The sequence below is a fragment of the Gluconobacter frateurii genome (genome assembly GCF_002723955.1).
In the GTDB taxonomy this organism is placed as follows: domain Bacteria; phylum Pseudomonadota; class Alphaproteobacteria; order Acetobacterales; family Acetobacteraceae; genus Gluconobacter; species Gluconobacter frateurii.
Genome location: NZ_BEWN01000002.1, coordinates 496,161 through 513,652, shown reverse-complemented (window position 1 = coordinate 513,652; position 17,492 = coordinate 496,161). Strand labels below are relative to the sequence as shown.

The window sequence follows — 17,492 nt, the reverse complement described above, 5'->3', positions numbered from 1 at the left end:
TCACCACGCCGATCCCGGCTCTCAGGATGCGCAGATGACGACCAGCCCTGCTCACGATTACACTCCCCCATCGGAAGATGTCATCAGCGAGGAAGGGTATCACAAGGATCTCGGTCGTCGACATATCCAGATGATCGCCATTGGTGGCGCCATCGGTACGGGTCTGTTCCTTGGCGCCGGCTCCCGCCTTCAGGTCGCCGGACCTTCCCTTGCGTTGATCTATACCGTTTGCGGTATCTTTTCCTTCCTGATCCTCCGCGCCCTCGGCGAACTGGTCATGTACCGCCCGACCAGCGGCAGCTTCGTCACTTATGCCCGCGAATTTCTGGGCGAGAAAGCTGCCTATGCGGCTGGCTGGCTCTCGTTTCTGAACTGGGCGATGACGGGTATCGTCGATATCACCGCCGTCGCCCTCTACATGCATTACTGGGCCGTTTTCGTGGACGTGCCACAATGGGTGTTCGCCCTTGGCGCGCTGGCAATCGTTGGCACCATGAACATGATTGGCGTCCGCTATTTTGGCGAAATGGAGTTCTGGTTCTCGCTCATCAAGGTCGTGGCACTCGCAGCCTTCCTTATCGCAGGAACGCTGATCCTCGGTAGCCGTGTTCCCGTGGGGGGTCACACGACCGGCCTTCACCTCATCACAGAAAACGGCGGCCTGTTCCCGCACGGGATCATCCCGGCATTTCTTCTGCTTCAGGGCGTTGTCTTTGCCTATTCCGGCATTGAACTGATTGGAACGGCCGCAGGCGAGTGCCACGATGCCCGCGAAGTTCTGCCCCGCGCCATCAACAGCGTAATCTGGCGTATTGCGCTATTCTATGTTGGATCCGTAGTCCTTCTGGTGTGCCTCCTGCCCTGGACGTCCTATCACGCTGGCGTCAGCCCGTTCGTGACGTTCTTCCAGGCTTTGGGCATTCCGGGCGTCGGCACGATCATGAACATCGTGGTTCTGACAGCAGCTCTCTCCAGCCTGAATTCTGGACTTTATTCCACTGGCCGCGTGCTTCGCGCACTGGCACTTGGCGGCTCCGGGCCAAAGATGCTGTCCAAGATGAACCGAAGTTCCGTCCCTTACATGGGTATTCTCACAACACTGGCGGTCTATCTTGTGGGCGTCGGACTGAACTATCTGATTCCGGCCCGCGTCTTTGAAATCGTCCTGAATTTCTCTGCCGTTGGCATCATCAGCACCTGGTCGTTCATTCTGCTCTGCCAGCAACGCCTGCGTGCGGCCATTAACCGTGGAGACATTGCACCCACGGGCTTTGCCATGCCGGGCGCACCAGTTACCAACTGGGTGACACTAGGTTTTCTGGCGTTCGTACTGCTCATGATTGCGTTCGATTATCCGGATGGTACCATCACGATCGGTGCCACCCCGCTGATCGGACTCCTGCTCGTTGGTGGATGGGTTCTTCTGGGCAAGACCCGCAAGACAACCTGATAAGCAGTTGATCTGAAAACGCTCCTTCGGGAGCGTTTTTTTGGCCTGACTTAGGACCTGGCCAAAACCATCACACTGTTTCAGATTGAACGACACTCACCGGCGGGAGCCAGACAAGACACGTTGTCCCCCGCCCCGGAGCGCTCGCCACGCGCAGTCGGCCGCCGTGACGGTCCAGAATATGCCGAACGATGGACAGGCCCAGACCCGTGCCCTGTTGGGCAGGCTCCACCTTGTCCACGACCCGATAAAAGCGTTCAGTCAGGCGTGGAAGATGATGCGCTTCCATGCCACGCCCATTATCCTCCACGCCCAGAAGGACGCCACCGTCTTCCGGCCACCGGTCATCGCGTTCCGGTGCCCTGCGGGCAAATAATGTGACAGAAAAGGGCCGTTCCCGCTCCCGACCATATTTCAGGGCATTTTCGATCAGGTTCAGGAGCACCTGTACCATCTCGTCTTCATCCGCCTTGATGATCAGGTCATCTTCAATAGCCAGATTAAGCGTGCATCCATCCTCATCGAAGCGCGGGGCGACTTCTCCAAGCACAATCGCCATCAAATCCGCGACTTCAACGACATCACGTGGGCGCTGGTGTTCGTGTGCCTGAACGCGGGAAAGATAGAGAAGCCGATCAATCAGCCGTTTCAAACGGGCCGACTGCTGTCCCATGATATCCAGAAACTGTAGGCGCGTTCCCTCGTCCATAGTGCTGCCGCCAGCTCTGAGCGCATCAATAAAGCCGCTCAGAGATGCCAGGGGCGTACGCAGTTCATGACTGGCATGGGCTACGAAATCCAGCCGCATCCTGTCCAGCACCTGTGCCTCGCTCCGGTCCGACATCACAACAAGAACGCGCTTATGACGGTCCTGTGGCCCAGGAAGACCTCTCAACGAGAGATGCAATGTCCGGGGGACGGGAACATCCAGCGTGAAGGTTGTAGAACATACAGGAGGAAGATCATCCGCTCCTTCAGGCTCGGCCCGTAAGGCGGCAGAAAGCGCTGAACGGGCAGCAGGATGCCTGAGAATGGCTCCAACACTGTCTCCGAACTGGATCAGGGCTTCTTCGTTTGCCTGAAGCACAGCCCCGAGCCTGTCCAGCAGAAGCACACTGCCCGGAAAAAGCTCGATGGGGAGCGGAGCATCCGGCAAAGGAAGCGAGAGACCCATCGTGGGAAATTCAGGAACGACGGGCTCGGGTATCGTACGGCGGCGAAAGGCCAGAGCCGCGTATCCCCAGCCAACAACAGCAACACCTGCGAGGATCAGACCAGCCCAGAGAGGCAGCCCGTCATGGGAAATGGCTGCCAGACTGTCGGTCCTCACCCGTTAAAGCCCGTCCGTGACCGGACCGTCATCCAGAGCATAGCCCGCTGCCCGGACCGTACGGACAAGGTCCGGCTCGTTCGGGCCGTTGATAGCCTTGCGAAGGCGGCGGATATGAACGTCAATCGTGCGGATTTCCACATGAATGTTCTGACCCCAGATCCGGCGGAGAAGATCTTCACGCGAGAAGACCTTGCGCGGATTGCGGATCAGAAGGTCCAGAAGGCGATATTCGGTCGGGCCAAGAGAAAGCAGACGCCCCGCACGCTCCACACGATGCGTTTCAGGATCAAGTGTGATGTCGGCAAACGATAGAACATCATAGGATGACTGATGACGCCGCAGCAAAGCGCGCAGGCGGGCATCAAGCGTATCCACGCTGCATGGCTTAACCAGATAGTCATCTGCGCCTGTGTCGAGACCGCGGATCGCGTCCTGCTCTCCAGAACGAGCAGTCAGCAGGAGAACCGGAAGGTCCCGTAGGGCCGGATTGCTGCGAATACGCCGGCAGAGATCCAGACCGGAAAGACCCGGCAGCATCCAGTCCAGAACGGCTGCATCGGGGCGAGCCGTTTCCAGAAACTGAAGCGCTGTTTCCGCATCGGGAGCGGATTCAACACGATAGCCTCGCTGTTCGAGGTTGTATCGCATCATGAGCAAGAGGGCTGGATCATCCTCAACGACGAGGATGAGGCCCTTTGCTCTTACCTGCGTCGTCCCGCTCACCGGTCTTCTGGCTCGGCGGCAGCGTCGATGGATGTCGGACCGCCCCGGGGACGAACTGCGGGAAGATTGTCACCCGTTACGGCATAGAAGACCCGCTCCGCGATATTGGTCGCGTGATCGCCAATCCGCTCAAGGTTCTTGGCAATGAACAGAAGCTCCGTGCAGGCCCGAATATTACGCGGATCTTCCATCATGTACGTGACGAGTTCACGGAACAGGGCCGTGTAATACTCATCCACGGCACGATCCGCATGCCAGACTTCCATAGCCCGGTTGGAATCCTGCTGAGTGATGGCATCAATGGAACGCCTCAGATTGTCCTGAACCAGACGACCCATGCTGCGCAGACCAGAGAGAGAAATCTGACCGTCGGAACCACGGATCCGCAGGGAGCGGCGCGCAATGGACGATGCATAATCGCCAATCCGCTCCAGATCGCCCGTGATCTTCAGAGCCGCAACGATTTCACGAAGATCGCTCGCCATCGGGCTGCGCAGGGCCAGAAGACGGATGGCGAGACTTTCGACATCACGCTCAAGGCCATCCACATCCGGATCCTGACGGGCGGCTGCATCGGCAGCCTCCTCGTTTCGATCTGCGATAGCCGAGAGGGCGAGAGCCACCTGGTTTTCCACGATGCCGCCCATCTGGGACATCATGGACCGGAGCTGACCCAGCTCCTGCTCGTAGCTTTTGACGATATGAGATCTGTCAGCCATGGCGGATTATCCAAATCTTCCGGTGATGTAGTCCTGGGTCTGCTGCTGGCGCGGGTTCGTGAAGATACGATCCGCAGTATCCACTTCAATCAGACGGCCCATATAGAAAAATGCAACCTGATCCGCACAGCGTGCAGCCTGCTGCATGTTGTGGGTCACGATGGCAATCGTGAACTCTTCCTTGAGTTCATCCAGCAATTCCTCGATACGCGCCGTCGAAATCGGATCCAGTGCGGAGGTGGGCTCGTCAAGCAGGAGCACTTCCGGGCGCGTGGCAATCGAACGGGCAATGCAGAGGCGCTGCTGCTGACCCCCAGACAGACCGGCCGCCGGAGCATTCAGACGGTCCCGGACTTCATTCCACAGGGCAACACGCGTCAGAACGTCCTGCACACGGGCATCCATGTCCGCCTTGTTCAGACGCTCATGCAGACGCACACCGAATGCGATGTTGTCATAGATCGACATGGGAAACGGTGTTGGCTTCTGAAAAACCATGCCGATCCGGGCCCGCAGAATATTCAGATCAAGGCCGGTCTCAAGGATATTCCGCCCGTCAAACAGGACTTCCCCTGTCGCCCGCTGCCCTGGGTAGAGGTCATACATACGGTTGAAAATACGCAGCAGCGTGGACTTGCCACAGCCGCTGGGTCCAATCATCGCCGTGACCTTTCGGGCAGGAAAATCGATGTTGATGTCGTGCAGGGCGTGATTCTGTCCGTAGTAGAAATTAAGGTTGCGAACAGCGAGGGCCACCTGCGGCTTGGTCTCGGTCATGTTGAAATCCTGTAAAATCATCCGCGGCGGGCCGAAAGACGGACGGCAATATTGATGGCCAGAACACCCATGGTCACGAGCAATGCGCCTGCCCATGCGAGCTGAACCCAGTCTTCGTAGGACGCCCCTGCATACTGGTAGATCGTAACGGGCAGGCTGGCCATCGGACGGTTCAGGCTGAAGGACCAGTTCTGGTTGCCCAGAGATGTAAAGAGTAAGGGGGCCGTTTCGCCACTGACGCGGGCCAATGCCAGAAGAATACCGGTCAGAACGCCGGTCTTGGCAGATCGCAGACACAGGAACAGCGTCACACGCCACCGCGTTGCCCCTAGCGCAGCCCCGGCTTCCCGCATTGCAATCGGCACAAGCCGGAGCATGTCTTCTGTCGTTCGAACGATGATGGGAACAGCAAGAATTGCGAGCGCGACCGACCCGGCAAAGGCCGAGAAATGTCCAAACGGGGCAACGAGAATCTGATAGACGAACAGCCCGACCAGAATGGAAGGAACCGACATCAGAACATCCGAGACGAAACGGACGCAGGATGCGAACCGGTTCTGGCGGTTTCCATATTCCGAGAGGTAAATGCCACAACCCAGTCCAAGCGGGGTCGCAATCAGAAGAGCCAGAAAGGTTTGGATCAGGCTACCGAGAATGGCATTTGCCAGACCGCCCCCAGAACCCGGAGGCCCCATGGGCTTCATGATCGCAGCTGCAGAAAGGCCAGTTATTCCCCGGGACAGCAACGTCCACAGAATAGACGTCAGGACCAGCACCAGAATGCCGGCCGCAACCATTCCAAGCAGTGTTGCCAGCCGATCCATTCGGCGCCGGCGGGCGCCGTTGGCGTTCGGAGCCCAGCCGCTGGATGACGTCGTCATATCGCTCATTTCCCGTCCTTCCGCAGCATACGGGCCAGAGACAGGCTGGCGAAAGACAGCAGCATGAGAATGAACCCAAGCGCCAGCAGGGAGGACAGTCTCAGGGATCCGACCGGGCTTTCCGGAAACTGGAGCGCAATCAAAGAAGCAACGGTGCTGCGGGGCGCAAAAAGCGACCACCCAACAGAGGTTACGTTTCCGATCACAAACGTAACCGCCATGGTCTCACCCAGCGCACGTCCCATTCCCAGAACGGTGGCGCCGATCATTCCTGTCCGGGACCAGGGCACAACAACTTTCCACATGACGTCCCATCGCGTCGCACCCAGTCCGTAAGCACTTTCACGCAGCATTCCTGGCATCGCCCCGAAAACATCCCGCATTACGGCGGTCATAAAGGGAGCAATCATCATGGCGAGGACAATGCCTGCGGTCATGAGACCTGTACCAAACGGGGCTCCGTGGATCAGCAGGCTGATCCCAGGCACATGCCGGAAGTTATGCATCATGAAGGGCTGAACATGCCGGGCCATAAACGGCACGATTGTGAAGAAGCCCCACATACCAAAAATAATGGATGGCACGGCTGCAAGCAGCTGAACTGCCGTTCCCACAACAGCCGCAATCTTGGGGGGCGCAATCGCGGTGAGCCAGAAAGCCGTTCCAAACGCGAGAGGCATGGCAATCAGCACACCGATCAGCGTACTGACAATCGTGCCGAAAAGAGGGGCCCACGCACCATAATCATTCGTAACCGGGTTCCACACATCACGAAACGTGAAGCCGAGCCCGAAAGTCCTGAAGGCTTCCTGGCCACCAACCCCCATCAGAACGACCAGGCCGCCCAGAGCGATCAGCACGACAAGCGAGCATCCTCCAACGATGGCCTGAAATGCGGTATCCGCGCTGCTCCGCTTTTCCTTGTATTCAGGAGCGGAGACTTTGTCGGGCTGCCTGGCTGGGGCAAGTGTCATGCGTCAAAGGCTCTGGCTGTGATAACGGTGCAGACTGACGGCACATACCGCCATCTCCGTGCATTAGCCTTCCGGAACGGGAAGAACAACCGGTGCGTGCAACAGGCGGCATGAAAGATTTATGTCATTCGCGACACATTTTTTTTTACCGCCCACTCCTGAGCTACCGAAGACATGCCCGTACAACTCATTTAGGATCACGGAAAATCTTCGCGCTGACCCTGAATTTGAGGCAAGCGCCGCCTGGGAGACAGAGTAAATGACCAAACCGCCGATCCCTCAATCTCCAGCTCCTACCGCCAGCGTTTTCCTTGGACATTTTGACCAGTTTGTCGACGGTCAGGCTAAAGGATGGGTAATCGACACACGAGGTATTGGTCCTGCCCGACTACATGTACTGATAGATCAGCAGGAAGTCTTGCAGGTGGTCTGCGATGTGGAACGGGCGGATGTTCAGGCAGTTCTGAACCTGCCTGTTGCGAAGGTCGGATTTGAATTTTCCGTGCCCGACAAATACATAGACGGCAAGCCCCATGAGCTTTCCATCCGCCTTCCGGATCGCTCCGTCCTCGCGCTGCCCAACCTCGCGGATCCAGAAGAGCCTCCGCTCCCGGTGGTTACCTTCACGCACAAATTCAAACCCCAGTACCAGAGCTTTGTAGACGGCGTTAAACAGGGCGCTCTCAGAGGGTGGCTTCTGAAAGCAGACCGCCCAGGTGCGGAGATGCATGGCGGTTGCATGATTTCCGTCATGGTGGATGGTGTACGGATTGCGCAGGCGCGTGCCGATCGATATCGCGGCGATGTCGCCGCCGTGCTCGGCTGTGACCCCAATTGCGGCTTCGAAATTCCTATTCCGCAGCGGCTGCGCGGCAGTACGCCCCGTCAGTTCAAAATCGTCACGCTGCCAGACAATGCCGAACTCAACGGCAGCCCCTTTGTCACGTCTCTTGCAGACGATGCTCTTGAAACACGCCTGGTCGATTTGCTGGGCGTCATTGACGGGCTGCATCGTCAACTATCCGCTCTTCGGCAGGAAGTACGTGATCTGGTACCCCGTCGAGGCTATAATCTTGGCGACTACAACCGATGGGCCCAGAAATACTATCCCCTTCTGCGCGAACGAACAGCCCGTCAGAGGCAGCTTGAAGATGGAAAGGGCTTTGAAGAACCTCTGGTCTCCATCCTTTGCCCAACCTATCGCCCTCTAAAGAGCGATTTTGAAGCCGCCATCAATTCCGTCCTGTCCCAGACCTATCAGAACTGGGAACTGATCATTGTCGATGACGCAGGAAAATGCGCTCAGACAACAGCCATTATCGAAGGATTCTGCAAGGCAGATAAGCGCATTCGCGCAGTCCCCCTGAAAAAGAATGCAGGCATCTCCGGCGCAACCAATGCAGGCATGGACGCTGCACGCGGGAAATATGTAGTTTTCTTTGACCATGACGACCTCATGGTCGACGTCGCCGTAGAAATTATGGTCCGCGCGGCACGGGAAACCGGAGCAAAGCTGCTCTATTCTGATGAAGACAAGATTGATCAGGCCGGTTACTTCCTGGAGCCAAATCTCAAGCCAGACTTCAATTATCGCTATCTGCTTGGCTGCAATTATGTCTGCCACCTGACCATGGTGGAGGCCGATACCATGCGCGCCATCGGGCACCTGAAGTCCGACTATGATGGCGCCCAGGATCATGACTTCATCCTGCGGGCGACGGAAATCCTGAAGCCTTCAGAAATCTACCACGTGCCGGAAATCCTTTACCACTGGCGCAAGACACCGAACTCCACAGCCGTAAATGTCGCCAACAAGACCTATGCCATCGAGGCGGGGGTCCGTTACGTTCATGACCATCTCAAGCGTCGCGGCGTCAAAGCAAAAGTGTCGTCCATCCGTGGCCTCACGCTCTATGGCGTCAAATGGCTGACACGGAAAACGCCGAAAGTCAGGATCATTATTCCGTTCAAGGATCAGGTGGACACGACGCGTCAGTGCGTCGAAGCCCTTCTGACCAAGACAGCCTACAAGGCTTTCGACATCATTCTCGTCAACAACTGGTCGGTGGAAGACGAGACGGCTGCCTTCATTGAAGAGATGCAGGCCCACCCGCAGGTGTCCGTCCTCACTGTTGAAGAACCCTTTAACTACTCGCGCCTTAACAATCTGGCCGTTGAGCAGACCAACGCCGATTACCTGATGTTCATGAACAACGATGTGTTTGTGGAACACAAGGACTGGCTGCACATCGCCATCGGGGAAGCCCTGGCCGCTCCTGACGTAGGGGCTGTGGGCGCAAAGCTGCTGTATCCGAACGATACCATCCAGCATGCGGGCGTGATCGTTGGACCAGCGGGCATCGGCGCGCATGTCCATCGTGGCGATCCGGTTTCTGAATATGGTTTCATCGGGCGGACCATGCTGTCCCACGAAGTCACAGCCGTCACGGCTGCCGCTATGCTTGTCCGTGCGGATGTCTTCCGCGAAATCGGGGGCTTCGATGAGAAAGAACTGACCGTCGCCTATAACGACGTCGATCTGTGCCTGAAGATCCGTGATACAGGTTACCGGATCATTTTCTGTGCAGAAATCGTGGCTTACCACCATGAGAGCCTCTCCCGCGGTAGCGATGACCGTCCAGAACATGAAGCCCGCTTCTTTCATGAAACCCAGACGATGCTGGCCCGTTGGAGCAACAACCCACTTTTCGAACGTGACCCGGCTTACCCCCGCTATTTCACAGTGGACCACCAGCCGTTCTTCGATCTCGTGGATCCGGAGACGCTATGAAACCCATTTGGGAATTTGGCGTTTCTGGATAACGAACCCTGTTTCAGGAGATTTATCGTGGCTACAAAGTCCAACCGTCATGTCACGCAGAACAACACGGCAGACAACACCAAAAGCGTCTCCATCGAGACGCTGAATGCCCGACTGGCAGATCTTATTGATCTTGCCCTGATCACCAAGCAGGCTCACTGGAATCTCAAGGGCCCGCAGTTCATCGGCGTACACGAAATGCTGGATGGCTTCCGCTCCAGCATTGACGACTTCGTCGACACCACGGCAGAACGCGCAACGCAACTGGGCGGCACAGCGTACGGGACCGTGCAGGCTGTTGCAAAGAACAGCAACTGCACGCCTTATCCAACCGATATTTACCGGGTTGCAGATCATATCGCGGCTCTGATTGATCGCTATGCGACTGTTGCCAACAACGTTCGTGAAGCCATCAAGATCACGGATGAAGCCGGCGACGATGATACTTCCGATCTGTTCACGGAAGTTTCCCGTGGGCTCGACAAGCATCTCTGGTTCCTTGAGGCGCACGTTCAGGAACCCACAGGCCAGATGCGTGATGGCGACCATGATGGCAAGCGTAGCTGATTAGCAACCGCTTCCAAAATGGATAGAAAACGAGGCAGCAATCTGCCTCGTTTTTTTATGCTTATTCAAAAAAAGATTGTATGCTCTTTTAGAGACAGCGGGCGAGATGCTCTCTGGCAAAACGAAATGCGTCCATATCCAAAGTCTCAATATTTCGAATAACTTCAGTAGGGCTTTCTGGAATATCCTGCCTCTCAGCTGGAACCCTAACTGGCGTCACCAAACCCTCCAGCGCCAGCCTGACAAAGCCCTGTAACTCTTCAGTCGTGAGGGCAAAGGGCATCTGCCCCCTCTCACGCTGCACAATCCAAGAGCCTGTCAGCTTCTGAAGATTACCCCATTCTGAGGCCTGACCTCCAACAGCACGCTGTCGCAGCGTCTCAATACTCGCCTTTGCAAGGGCTTCGATATCTTCGTCGGTCAAGCGCAACGGCATCTGGGTAGGATCTTTCTTCACCACCCAGCGATGTACGATGTCACGCAAGCCAGGAAGCATTTCGAAAGACATTCAGACCACTCCTGTTACATCTACTCAGCGACGCAGATGTATCTGTAATTCTCTATGATAGAAACGTTATCATACCTGTCAGGGCCATGGAATGTGTCGTTGTCCATTATCACTTTCGTTGCCGGGTAGGCTTTCACAATGAAGCACTGGCAATCAAAAAGGTTTCTAGATAAGATTTTGTCAATTTCTAATGAAATATGAAGAAGTCGTGGAACATGAGTGAAAATACTGAAAACAATCATCAAGAACCACCTTCTTTCACGACAGACGATCTTGCGCATGATGATCAGGCTATTGCCTATCTGGAGAGACATGGGGCCGATACGGTCGAACATGCCTTCGCAATTGCCAATATTCTTCATATCCACAGCAATGTTCGAGAAGCATCTTCTTTTTACCGCCGGGCCTTTGAACTCCATACCAAAAGCCAGACTGAGTACCCGCTGGCGCAGTCTCTCCTTCAAGTCCGCCTTCTTTGTCTTCTGAAAGCATCCCTCCCCCTACCTCCCGAAGAGATACAAGAACTTGAAAATATCGAACCGTCGTTTGCAAATTATATTCGTGGCGTAAACACTGCATGGCGAGAGAAAGATTTTGAGAAAAGCCTAAAGCTTATTGGTAATACATATGAAGGTTTTCATTCTGGAGAAGAAATAGACAGGCTATATCTGGAAATAGCCTTGTTGTGGTTGCAATCTCTGGATACAGGGAAAAAGTCCAACAAAAACTGTAATATTCCGCATCATCTTTATATGTACTGGGATCGTAATCCTCCTTTAGAAATCAGAGAAAATATTCAGTATCATCAAGACCTTATAGGCGAGGATTTCACCGTCTTCGACCATGAGAGTGCTTCACAGTGGATGTATGAAAATTACGGCAGGGAAGCCTGCGAATTTTTCCAGCAAGCCCGGCATCCTGCAGAAGCCGCAGATCTTCTGCGGTTGCATGTCATTGCAGCCAAAGGTGGCTGGTGGCTTGATGCAGACCTTCGTATCAAATCTGATGATGCGTGGGACCATCTTGCCTTCGTTCCTACCAGTTGCCAGTTGTTCACCACACACAACTTCGTCTTGCATAATGATTTTTTTGGCGCTGCCCCCAGTCACCCCATTATTTCAAATGCTCTTCTAACAGCATGGGCCAATACTTTCCGCCACCCCGGCCTGTATATTGCCTTCAAGACAGGACCAGGTGTTTTAAATCGAGCCGTCAGTCGGACGATATTCCAGAAAGTTAATCACGGGGAAGAACTTCCTGATGTTTCCATAGACAATCAGGATCGCTTCAATGACTTTGTAGAAGAGTATGAAGTCCATTATAAAAATGCCAGTGGTTCATGGCACCATCATTGATATAGCCGATTGAAAATTGTCAGCAGCTATGCCTGCTGACAACCTGTTCTACCAGCCTGTCATATCGCTCTAGATAATCCTGCAGAGACAGTTCAGCCTCTGCATATCCCCTGGCACCCTGCCCAAGGCGGCGAGCCTGTTTTCGGTCTTCCAGTAATTCCAGGACCACCTCGGCAATCCGGTCTGGCTCCAGGAATGGAACAAGACGGCCTGTCACACCATCAGTAATAAATTCGCTAACCGGAGCCGTATCACTTCCGATGATCGGGCAGCCTGTTGCCATGGCCTCTCGCAAGGACCACGACGCGACAAAAGGATAAGTCAGATACAGATGGGCGTCCGAGCGCTTGAGCAGGCTGCGAAAATCGTCGTAAGCAACTTTGCCGACGAAATGCACCCGACTGAGATCCAGTTTCCCTTCCAGCTCCTTGAGCATGATGTCTTTCCAGCTTCCGCGGTCCGGAGGCGGCGCACCATAGCTGACCTGATCTCCGCCAACCAGAATGATTTGCGCGTCCTGCCGCTCAGTGAGAATACGCGGAAGAGCACGCATGACACTATGGAAGCCACGATAAGGCTCAAGGTTACGCGCGACATAAGTCACGAGTGCATCACGAGGGGAAATTTTCACCCCATTGATGACCAGATTACGGCGACGTGCCTGAGCATCTGGCTGGCAAAGCTCAAGATTTACGCCTTCCCGCAAAAGGGAAATCCTGTCCTGCGCCCAGCCGGGATATGTGGATTTCTGAAACTGTGTGGGGGTCTGACCATAGCCATTTGGCAAAGAAAGCGCCTGAAGATTTATGGCATTTTTTACCCGGACAGCCGCCGCCAGATCCGGGCCAGGCGGAAACTCAGGATCGAACCCGACGTCGTTTCGATCAGTGTGATAAAAAAATTCAAAATATCCCAAAATCGGGCAGCCGGGAAAAACATCCACGAGGTTCAGAAGCTCGCCCCAGCCATGATGTCCGATGATGATATCCGGCACATATCCAAGGCCTTTGAGCGTCTTGGCTGCCGTCGCGACTGCCTCAGCGCGCAGAAGTCCATATTCAAATTCCCGCAGATGCGGGTGCGTTGAAGACGAAGGCAAACGCGGCACCCGGTAGATAGCACGCCTTACTCCAGGAATTTCTCCTGCGTTTGCTTCGGAAATAAAGACGATTTCGTGCCCCCCCTGCTCATGGAGGTGACGCACAAAATGCAGAAACTGACCGGGAAAATTCTGATGGACAAAGAGATACCGCACACCAAATTCCGGTCGTTAAAGAGTGCCTGGATTCAGGGTTGAAAAAGCTAATGCTTTTCTCTTCCCTGATCTTTGAAAGTCAGAGAAACCTGGCTCCCCATTCAGGCAGCCAGTCTCCATTCAAGATCAGTCTGCTGACGCAGATTTGCGCTTTGCCGGCGCTTTTGTCGACTTGGCGCGGGAAGTCTTCACGCTTTTTGCAGCAGGAGCTTCAGCACCCTCGTTCGGGATGATTTCAAGCAGAAAGGCTTCCAGCGGTGCGAGGCTTTCTGCTTCCAGCGCGTCGGTCCCGTCGAGCGGACCAAGGCGCGAGCCATCCGTAAAAGTGGACGACAGACGAATGTGATGCGTTTCTGCCGATGCACCCTTCAGGCGGACGCGCAGGCCGAGAATAGGGAGCGCCATACCACGGGAGCCACAATACTGCCCCCCTTCAGACCATGGAGAGAGCCACCCCTTACCCAGAACTGCCTGATATTCAATGTCAGAAGCAGGAATGCTGCTTTTCGGAGCAATGGCAAAACCTTCGATCCATGACTGGCTTCCGGGCGTTCCCATCCATTCACCGATCGGTGCTGCGACGTCACCAACACGCTGAACATGAGCAGAAATTTCAGCCGGAGCGGCCGACAGATCAGCGGCTTTCTGTGCAGGCTGCGCGACAGCAACAGAAGCGGGACTGACAGATGTCGGGCCGGCAAGCTGCGCCACTTGAATCTTTGGCGCGTCGTGTGGGCTACCCGGCTCCTGATACGTGGTCACAAGAACGGCTGCAGGACCACGCGTGATACGGACCAGAGCCGCCCCGTTGGCACCCCCAATCCAGCCGTCTTCTTCAAATGTGCTGACCGTTACGATTCCTGGCGGGGTACCCGGAGCCCGGGAGATCCGAACACCCGGAAGCCCCGCAGGTCCAGGGTCTGGCTGTCCCGCGGCATGAAAGATGCAGAAAATTCCAGCATCGAGAACCATCATGTGAGCGCCAGACTTGAGGTCAATCACCCGGTTCTGCGTTGGTGCTTCAGCCGTCTTTGACATTCCCTACTCCACTTGTTCCCGCAGTACGGGAGGAAAAACTTTTCAAGCCCAGCGGCTATGGCAGCCAGTTCAAGACAGGCATTGTTTCTGGGTTATATTTACCCTTTCCAGTCGAAGCGTAAACCCCGTTCACTTCAACTTACTGGCCCCCAGCGGCGCAAAATAAAACTAACAAGAAATTCGACAGGCATCCCGAGTGGGACTACCGCTCCCACACCACTGAAACGCACTCGCTCGGACTGCGCCCCAATATCGAAACACAGAACCTCTAGGCCGCTTTTCCATAATACTCCAAGTGCGTAGCACCAGGTCTCAGGAGAAACAGAGGGAATAAACCCAATGTCGGCATTCTGTTCACGAATGAGGTCCAGCGCCTCGTCTTCCCGATACTCTCCCGTTACCTTGACCCCGGCTGCAATCAAAGTTTCATCGTCGGGCGTATGTCCCACCAGAACAAACTCGACTGGAAGCGACAGGCTTCGTACGCATTCTGCCATCGCCAGCAGAATATCATATCCTTTCCAGCGACTTAGCCCACCTACGACACAAATCCGCAGAGGGCGTCCAGAAACTTCCCTCTTTTGTCCTGAAACATTTGACAAAAGGACGGGATCATCCTCGAGAGGGACAGGTACAAAATGATTCTGAGGGAAATGTCGCGCCATTCTTTGAGCAGTATCGCGAGAGGGCACCATTAACCTGTTAGCCCGGCCGAACTCCTGCCCGGACCGAAGCACAAGCTCCGAAACCTTGAGGTTTTCTCCCAGATAACTGCCCCATGTCGCAATACATGTCTCACAACCTGCCACATCCGGCTCTCCGCAATAGCGGCCATGTCCATCCAGCAGCGAAATGCGCGGACAGAACCAGATATGATCGTGGACAAACACATCATAAGGCACACGCAATTCCTCATGAAGCGTACGAATACAGGGCGCGTGCCCCACGAGATGATGCCACTCGATACTATGGATTTTCAGCCGTGACAGGGCGGCAATCAAAAACGGCAGTTCTTCAGGAAGGGTGAACTCCAGATTCGGGAAAGAGTTCTCCTTCTCCAACGGCCACTCCAATTTGCAGCCCAGGAATGTTGGCCGAAGGGCCAGAGCCAGAAAATCCTGCTGTTCAAACATCTCCGCACGCTGACGGACGACACGCCCTACGCCACCGCCCGCATCATGCTGGATCAACAGGATGGAAGAACGCTCTTCCCGTAGATCATCCATCCGAGACAGATCCATCTGCCGCCGGAAATCTCTGAGTGGATCACTTTCAATGAATTCGGCGACCTTCTCATCGTATCCCGGATGCAAGGCATTCAGAATTTCGAGATTACGCCCCATCAGGGCTTTGCGACTACTCCCGAATGATGTGGACCCAATGTGAGCCACATAGACATCGGGGGCTGGGAAATGCCGGTATCCTTGTGCTGACGCTCGGAGACAGAAGTCATTCTCCTCACCATAACCCTGTGCAAACAGGTCTTCTCTGAAAAGCCCCGTATCTGCCAGACATTCAGCCGAAATCGCCATGCAGAAACCATTTCCGGTCGGCAGATCAATGCACACCTCTTCCCGCGAAAAGAGAGCCTGACACAGAAGATCCAGTTTCCGCGCTTCGACTTGATCAGGCACAGCGTTTTCCGCATCGACGGAAGGATAGGACAGAATACTCGCATCGTTTGAAAAAGGCGTGACAGTCCCGACATCCGTGAAAGCCAGCCTCGCTCGCAGACGCTCGATCCACCCTGGAGATACAAGTGTGTCGCTGTTCAGCAGGATAACATCCCGGCCTGCTGTCAGACGCATTCCGTCATTTGCCGAGGCCGGAAACCCCTGATTGGACTTATGCCGGACAAGCGTAATTTTACTGTCCTGCACCAGATTATCCAGAAAATCGGCCAGCTTCGGTTCCGGCGTCGCATCATCTACAACAATGATTTCGATGCCCGGCGGCACTGTCTCCAGAACACTGCGCAAACAGGCCGTGGTTCCTGCCAGATCACGATAAACAGGAATGACGACCGCACATCCGGTGGTTATCCTGGCGTCTCGTGGTCGGTGAGCCCAGGATTTCACAGGAACTGGATACAAACGTCTTGGAAGTTTACCCTTCCCAGACACGAGTCGTCCGACCACAGGATCTACTGGTGCACCCGTGAGAGATCTCCCGTGCTCGTCCTGAAGTACGAGCGGTCCACAGTCGCCTTTTGGTGTGAAGCTCTTATCAAGAAGGAAGGAACGCGGCCTGGACAGCGGAACATCACTGTCCACATCTGGCGCGAACTCTGGCACCAATATGACCCTGCCATCCCAAAGGGTAATGGACGGGACATGCTCTGGCTCTGAGGGAAACCACAGCCATCCTTCTAACCCTCTGGCCGTTGCGCGCACCAGCGATTCACAACGCATCAGTGCCTGAAGATCAATCGGGCTCCCGAGTGCATGCTTGCGACCAGCACGAACCTCCAGACGCCGCGCGGTTCGCCAGCCCTCCGGAAACGTATAGCGCCCGCAATTACCCCGTCCGATTTCTACCCCATCAAGAAGCACCCGGACGCTGCCAGATGCCTCCACATCCACCCAACCAGCATTGGAAGCCGTACACCAGCCTTGTAGTCCTGTTGCTTGAGACAGTTGTGCGGCCAATTGCCTCAACTCAGGCAGGATATGGAATTTCGATAATGCGGCCCCCAGTCTGGACGTTGCCTCTGTCGTTTCATTCAGTCGAACAAGACAGACAACTGACAGAAATGCCGCTTCCCGCAGACCATATTTGCCGTAAAGCCGCTCCATCCGTTTCAGACAGTCCGGAACGCGTCCCACGTTCAGAAAAGCAATCGCCAAAGCCCAGATGACATTAGGGCTCTGCCGCGCCATCCTCTCGGCACGTTCCAGCCAGAACACGCCATCCTGCAAGTCCCCGGCATGAATTGCATCCTGCCCCCGTTGAAAGGCCGCTTGCGCACGGGCGCTCATGACTTCCCGCCATTCGGCCCGCTCTTCGGGAGTTACTTCGTGCCCATATCCACTAAAAGCCGCGCTGGATGTGGTTCCTGTGAGATCAGGATGCTTCTGGTCGGACGTCACGC

Annotated in this window: 14 protein-coding genes; 4 read left to right on the top strand and 10 right to left on the bottom strand. The window is 55.3% G+C overall.

Annotated features, from left to right (window positions below; genetic code table 11):
* The first annotated feature begins 34 nt into the window (after positions 1-34).
* The gene (locus GFR01_RS07800; protein ID WP_099182135.1) at positions 35-1,450 is read left to right on the top strand and encodes an amino acid permease; all 1,416 of its coding nucleotides are present in this window, start codon (positions 35-37) and stop codon (positions 1,448-1,450) included.
* 70 nt (positions 1,451-1,520) lie between these two features.
* Here the strand turns inward: GFR01_RS07800 and GFR01_RS07795 are convergent, their stop codons facing one another.
* Genes GFR01_RS07795 through pstC form a run of 6 tightly spaced genes read right to left on the bottom strand, consistent with a single transcriptional unit; the run spans position 1,521 to position 6,857 of the window.
* Positions 1,521-2,780 (bottom strand): sensor histidine kinase, encoded by a 1,260-nt coding sequence (locus tag GFR01_RS07795; RefSeq protein WP_099181957.1) that lies wholly within the window; start codon positions 2,778-2,780, stop codon positions 1,521-1,523.
* A gap of 3 nt (positions 2,781-2,783) precedes the next feature.
* Positions 2,784-3,506 (bottom strand): response regulator, encoded by a 723-nt coding sequence (locus tag GFR01_RS07790; RefSeq protein ID WP_007281579.1) that lies wholly within the window; start codon positions 3,504-3,506, stop codon positions 2,784-2,786.
* Positions 3,503-4,225 carry a phosphate signaling complex protein PhoU gene (phoU, locus tag GFR01_RS07785; RefSeq protein WP_063903135.1) on the bottom strand — a complete coding sequence of 241 codons (723 nt, stop codon included), beginning with the start codon at positions 4,223-4,225 and terminating at the stop codon, positions 3,503-3,505. The genes GFR01_RS07790 and phoU overlap by 4 nt, the downstream gene beginning before the upstream one ends.
* A gap of 6 nt (positions 4,226-4,231) precedes the next feature.
* The gene (gene pstB, locus GFR01_RS07780; protein WP_240284709.1) at positions 4,232-5,002 is read right to left on the bottom strand and encodes a phosphate ABC transporter ATP-binding protein PstB; all 771 of its coding nucleotides are present in this window, start codon (positions 5,000-5,002) and stop codon (positions 4,232-4,234) included.
* Between the two features lie 17 nt (positions 5,003-5,019).
* Complete coding sequence (pstA, locus tag GFR01_RS07775; RefSeq protein WP_099181956.1) at positions 5,020-5,892, bottom strand: phosphate ABC transporter permease PstA; 873 nt, start codon at positions 5,890-5,892, stop codon at positions 5,020-5,022.
* Positions 5,889-6,857 carry a phosphate ABC transporter permease subunit PstC gene (pstC, locus tag GFR01_RS07770; protein WP_099181955.1) on the bottom strand — a complete coding sequence of 323 codons (969 nt, stop codon included), beginning with the start codon at positions 6,855-6,857 and terminating at the stop codon, positions 5,889-5,891. The genes pstA and pstC overlap by 4 nt, the downstream gene beginning before the upstream one ends.
* Before the next feature lie 259 nt (positions 6,858-7,116).
* On the opposite strand from pstC, the gene GFR01_RS07765 reads away from it, so the two are divergent.
* Both GFR01_RS07765 and dps read left to right on the top strand, forming a co-directional pair.
* Complete coding sequence (locus GFR01_RS07765) at positions 7,117-9,648, top strand: glycosyltransferase family 2 protein (protein ID WP_099181954.1); 2,532 nt, start codon at positions 7,117-7,119, stop codon at positions 9,646-9,648.
* Positions 9,649-9,705: 57 nt separating this feature from the next.
* Complete coding sequence (dps, locus tag GFR01_RS07760) at positions 9,706-10,245, top strand: DNA starvation/stationary phase protection protein Dps (protein ID WP_063903139.1); 540 nt, start codon at positions 9,706-9,708, stop codon at positions 10,243-10,245.
* A gap of 88 nt (positions 10,246-10,333) precedes the next feature.
* On the opposite strand, the gene GFR01_RS07755 is transcribed toward dps, so the two are convergent.
* Positions 10,334-10,753 (bottom strand): hypothetical protein, encoded by a 420-nt coding sequence (locus GFR01_RS07755; protein WP_063903140.1) that lies wholly within the window; start codon positions 10,751-10,753, stop codon positions 10,334-10,336.
* Positions 10,754-10,968: 215 nt separating this feature from the next.
* Here GFR01_RS07755 and GFR01_RS07750 point away from each other — a divergent pair, with 215 nt between their 5' ends.
* Positions 10,969-12,108 (top strand): glycosyltransferase family 32 protein, encoded by a 1,140-nt coding sequence (locus tag GFR01_RS07750; protein ID WP_099181953.1) that lies wholly within the window; start codon positions 10,969-10,971, stop codon positions 12,106-12,108.
* Positions 12,109-12,127: 19 nt separating this feature from the next.
* On the opposite strand, the gene GFR01_RS07745 is transcribed toward GFR01_RS07750, so the two are convergent.
* The 3 genes from GFR01_RS07745 to GFR01_RS07735 all read right to left on the bottom strand — a co-directional run bounded on the left by GFR01_RS07745 (position 12,128) and on the right by GFR01_RS07735 (position 17,490).
* Positions 12,128-13,363 (bottom strand): glycosyltransferase family 4 protein, encoded by a 1,236-nt coding sequence (locus tag GFR01_RS07745; protein ID WP_099181952.1) that lies wholly within the window; start codon positions 13,361-13,363, stop codon positions 12,128-12,130.
* Positions 13,364-13,489: 126 nt separating this feature from the next.
* Positions 13,490-14,401 (bottom strand): hypothetical protein, encoded by a 912-nt coding sequence (locus tag GFR01_RS07740; protein WP_099181951.1) that lies wholly within the window; start codon positions 14,399-14,401, stop codon positions 13,490-13,492.
* Positions 14,402-14,535: 134 nt separating this feature from the next.
* Entirely contained in the window at positions 14,536-17,490 is a 2,955-nt protein-coding gene (locus tag GFR01_RS07735; RefSeq protein WP_099181950.1) for a glycosyltransferase, read from the bottom strand.
* Between the last annotated feature and the right edge of the window lie 2 nt (positions 17,491-17,492).